Annotated in this window: 4 protein-coding genes and 1 pseudogene; 2 read left to right on the top strand and 3 right to left on the bottom strand. The window is 67.3% G+C overall.

Annotated features, from left to right (window positions below):
* The first annotated feature begins 295 nt into the window (after positions 1-295).
* Complete coding sequence (locus JCM19049_RS22520; RefSeq protein ID WP_306420758.1) at positions 296-1,129, top strand: hypothetical protein; 834 nt, start codon at positions 296-298, stop codon at positions 1,127-1,129.
* 59 nt (positions 1,130-1,188) lie between these two features.
* On the top strand, positions 1,189-2,397 hold the full coding sequence (locus JCM19049_RS22515) for an alpha/beta fold hydrolase (protein ID WP_306420757.1): 1,209 nt from the start codon (positions 1,189-1,191) through the stop codon (positions 2,395-2,397).
* A gap of 5 nt (positions 2,398-2,402) precedes the next feature.
* Here JCM19049_RS22515 and JCM19049_RS19715 read toward each other — a convergent pair whose 3' ends face one another.
* The 3 genes and pseudogenes from JCM19049_RS19715 to JCM19049_RS09035 form a co-directional block, all read right to left on the bottom strand.
* Positions 2,403-2,645, bottom strand: coding sequence for a hypothetical protein (locus JCM19049_RS19715; protein WP_279402818.1), 243 nt, complete (start codon positions 2,643-2,645; stop codon positions 2,403-2,405).
* Positions 2,642-3,085, bottom strand: a complete 444-nt coding sequence (locus tag JCM19049_RS09040) for a hypothetical protein (RefSeq protein WP_279402817.1) — start codon at positions 3,083-3,085, stop codon at positions 2,642-2,644. The genes JCM19049_RS19715 and JCM19049_RS09040 overlap by 4 nt, the downstream gene beginning before the upstream one ends.
* Before the next feature lie 121 nt (positions 3,086-3,206).
* Positions 3,207-4,148, bottom strand: a pseudogene (locus JCM19049_RS09035) (dihydrolipoamide acetyltransferase family protein); the annotation flags it as partial.

The raw sequence follows: 4,148 nt of genomic DNA, 5'->3' as shown, positions 1-4,148 counted from the left end.
GGCGAGGGGCCCGGGTCGGCCGGGGTGGTGTTGCAGGCGGCCAGCAGGAACATGGCGGCCGCGGCGCCACCAAGGTATAGGGCGGGGGTCTTTCTCGGATTCATGAAAATCGCCTCCTGGATCCACCTTGCCCGAGCCCCGGCGCAGTTCCAAGACCCCGGGACCGGATTCCGCGCGAACTCCATGAATCAGTGTGGAATCGTCATGAGTCAAGCCAGGGGTAACGAAGCCGGAAAGCTGGTCTCTTTGCCGCGTGGACTAGTGCCTAGGCGTATTCGGTGGAATGATGTGTGAGGTGGAACACTCTAAGCATTCATTTCATAATCTGGATTCGTATATCGCACTGCAGCGTCTGAACGGGCTGCGCCTCTCCCCCGACGGCAGCCGGCTGATCACCACGGTGGCCGCACTGAACGAGGAAGGCACCAAGTACCTGAACTCGTTGTGGGAGCTGGACCCGGCCGGCCGGCAGCCGGCGCGCCGCCTCACCCACGGGGAGCAGGGCGAATCCCAGCCACGCTTCAACGCCGAGGGCGACCTTTTGTTCGTGGCCAAGCGTTCGGAGAAGCAGGACGCGACCGCCGGGGTGTGGCTGCTGCCCCGCAACGGCGGAGAAGCCCAGCTACTGGCCGAACACCCGGCCGGGATCGACACGTTCACCACGCTGCCCCACGCCCCGGCCGGACGCCGCGAGAACCTGGTGATCACCGCGCACTCGTTGCCCGGGGCCCGGGACATCGAGGAGGAAAAGGCGCTGCGCGAGCTGCGCAAGGACAAGAAGGTTGATGCGATCCTGCACACCGGCTACCCGGTGCGCTACTGGGACACCGACTTGGGTCCCCAACGGCCCAACTACTACACCGCATCGGTCAGCCAGGACCCCGCCACACCGGCCGAACTGCACAACATCACCCCCGGGGCCGGCGGGCACCTGCTGGAGGCCGGGATGGACGTGGCCCCCAACGGCCAGTTCCTGCTCACCGACTGGAGCCTGTCTGAAGGCCGGGGAAGCATCCACACCGGCATCATGCGCATCGACCTGGAGACCGGGCAGCGGGAGCTGCTGCTGAGCCCGGATGAACGCTACGAATACGAGATGGGCAGGATCAGCCGGACTCCTCCCAGCTGATCTACACCCGCGCCGAACGCTCCACCCCGCAGCGCCCGGTGCACCCCACGCTGTGGCTGATGAACCTGGACAGCGGCGAATCCCACCAGGTCGCCGTCGGCTGGGACCGCTGGGCCAGCTCCATCACCTGGCTGCCCAACGGCACCGGGGTGCTGCTCACCGCCGATGACACCGGCCGGGCCCCGGTGTTCCACCTGGCCCTGGAATCGGACAAAGTCACCCGGCTGACCACCGAGGGCGCCTACAGCGACGTGGCGATCTCCCCGGATTCACGTTCCGCCTACGCGCTGCGCGCCAGCTACGAGTACCCGGCCGAACCGGTGAAGCTGGACCTGGCGCACATCTCGGCGCTGGAGGAGGGCGAGCAGGTGCAGCTGCAGGAGCTGGATTCCCCGGTGCAGCGTCCGCAGCTGCCCGGCACCCTGCAGGAGGTGGACACCACCGCCGCGGACGGAACCAGCATTCGCGCCTGGCTTGCGGTGCCGCATGAGGCCGGAGCTCAAAATCAGGCGCCGCTGCTGTTGTGGGTGCACGGCGGGCCGCTCTCCTCCTGGAACAGCTGGAGCTGGCGCTGGAACCCGTGGCTGTTGGTGGCGCAGGGCTATGCGGTGCTGTTGCCGGATCCGGGGCTGTCCACCGGGTACGGGCAGGAGTTCATTGCCCGCGGCTGGGGCACGTGGGGTGAGCATCCCTACACGGATCTGATGGCAATCACCGACGCCGCGGAACAGCGCCCGGACATCGACGCCACCCGCACCGCGGCGATGGGCGGCAGCTTTGGCGGCTACATGGCCAACTGGATCGCCGGGCAGACCCAGCGTTTCAAGGCCATCGTCACCCATGCGAGCCTGTGGGACTTGGACGGGTTCGGCCCGACCACCGATGCGGCCTTCTACTGGGCCCGGGAAATGCAGCCGGAAATGGTCACCAAGTACTCGCCCAGCCGGTACGTGAAGCAAATCCGCACCCCGATGCTGGTGATCCATGGGGACAAGGACTACCGCGTGCCCATCGGTGAAGGCCTGCGGCTGTGGTACGAGCTGCTCTCCCTATCCGGGCTGCCGCAGCAGGCCGACGGTTCGACCGCCCACCGCTTCCTGTACTTCCCTCAGGAGAACCACTGGATCCTCTCCCCGCAGCACGCCAAGCTCTGGTACCAGGTGGTGATCGGCTACCTGGCCGAACATGTGCTGGAGCACGAGCCCCAGCCGCTGCCCGAGGTGCTGGGGCTGCGGCCCCCGCAGAACCCGGAGCCCCAGCAAGACTAGGCCGGCTACTGCCGCACGGCGCGGCGCACCAGCTGGGCGTACACCTCGGGGTCGTCCTCATCGACTACGAGGAACCCGGCACCGGGCTGGCCAACCTGGCGCATCGTGATGCCGGGGTTGTGGCTGCTGCTGCCATCGGGCAGGAAAAAGTGCGGGCTTCCCTGTACGTCTTCGCGGCAGTCCAGGTAGGTGCGCATCATCGCCACTCGGGCCCGGCCCGTATCCAGTACCTCGCGCAGCCGGTTCACATCGACCGGTCGCAGTCCGTGGCAATGTCCAGGATTTCGTGGCGCATGCTGATGCACCGGCTGTCCCGCCAGAACCCCAGGCGCAGCGCCATGTCCAGCTGTTCGGCGGCACGGGCGGACTGTTCCTTTGCCGCGTGCACCGCCTCATTGGCCGGCAGGCTGGTGACCGGGTATTCGGAGGGGTCCCGCTGCCAGGGCTTGAACCCGAGTTCCTCGGCCAGCGCGCCGACAACCGGCTTTTCCCCTTCAATGATCTTGGTGTTCAGGGCCATCCGGTTTACGTCCTCCAGCAGGAACAGCTGGGGGTCCAGCGTCAGCCGGTCTTCCAGGCCCGCCGCTTCACGGGCCTGATAGAAACGGTGGAAGGCAAGGGTGGACCAGCCGCACATCACATCGGTGAAGGCGACCACGGTGCCCGGTGATACTTGTGGTGGTGTCATCTGCAGCGTGGCAGGATCCCGCCGGCAGGTCACCGGTGTTGCGGCAATTGGCAGGTTCGCCCGGCACCCGTCCCACGGCAGCGGTGGACGGGTGCCGACCTGGCCTCCAGAGGGCGCCGAATCAGTCCAGCAGCAGCGCCGGTTCCTCCATGATGGCCGCAACGTCGGCCATGAACCGGGCCGAGAGGTCCCCGTCCACCACGCGGTGGTCGAAGGAGCCGCCCAGGGTGGTGATCCAGCGCGGCACCACTTCCCCGTCCACGACCCACGGCTTCTGGCGGATCGTGCCGAAGGCAACGATCGCCACCTCACCGGTTGATGATCGGGGTGCCGGTATCGATGCCCAGCACACCAATGTTCGTGATGCTCAAGGTGCCGTTGCGCATGTCCTCCGGGGCGGTCTTCCCGGCCCGGGCGGTGGTGGCCAGCTCGTTCAGCGCGATCGCCAGCTCCCGCATGGACAGGTTCTGCGCGTCCTTGATGTTCGGCACCAACAGCCCGCGCGGGGTGGCGGCGGCGATGCCCAGGTTCAGGAAGTGCTTCTGGTGGATCTCCGCGCCGTTCTCGGTCTCCACCCAGCTGGCGTTGACCGAGGGGTTGCGGGCCGCCGCCCAGATCACCGCGCGGGCCAGCACCAGCAGCGGGGAGACCTTGATGCCCTCGAAGTCGCGGGACTTCTTCAGCCGGGCAATGTATTCCATGGTCCGGCTGGCGTCCACGTCCACGAAGATGGACACGTGCGGGGCGGTGAACGCCGAGTCAACCATGGCCTTGGCCGTGGCCTTGCGCACCCCGCGCACGGTGATGCGCTCGATGCGGGTTTCCTGGCTGGCGCCTTCTGCCAGTACAGCGGTGCCGCGTCGCGTTCGGCCGCGCGCTGGGCGTTGTAGCTGTTGACGTCTTCCCGGGTGATTTCCCCCTGGTTCCGGTACCGACCACGTCCTGCAGGTCAATGTTCAGTTCCTTGGCCAGGCGCCGCACCGGCGGCTTGGCCAGCACCCGGTCCATGAAGTTGGCGACCGCGGGCTTGCGCTTGTCCACTTCCCTGGCGACTGCCGCCCCC

The organism is Arthrobacter sp. JCM 19049 (genome assembly GCF_001310435.1).
Note: the sequence above shows the minus strand (reverse complement) of the source record. Positions and strands in the feature narration are given on the sequence as shown.

Excerpts from the sequence above, each read along its gene's own strand:
- JCM19049_RS09040 (WP_279402817.1), bottom strand. The coding sequence starts at position 3,085 with ATGACACCACCACAAGTATCACCGGGCACCGTGGTCGCCTTCACCGAT.
- JCM19049_RS22515 (WP_306420757.1), top strand. The coding sequence starts at position 1,189 with ATGAACCTGGACAGCGGCGAATCCCACCAGGTCGCCGTCGGCTGGGAC.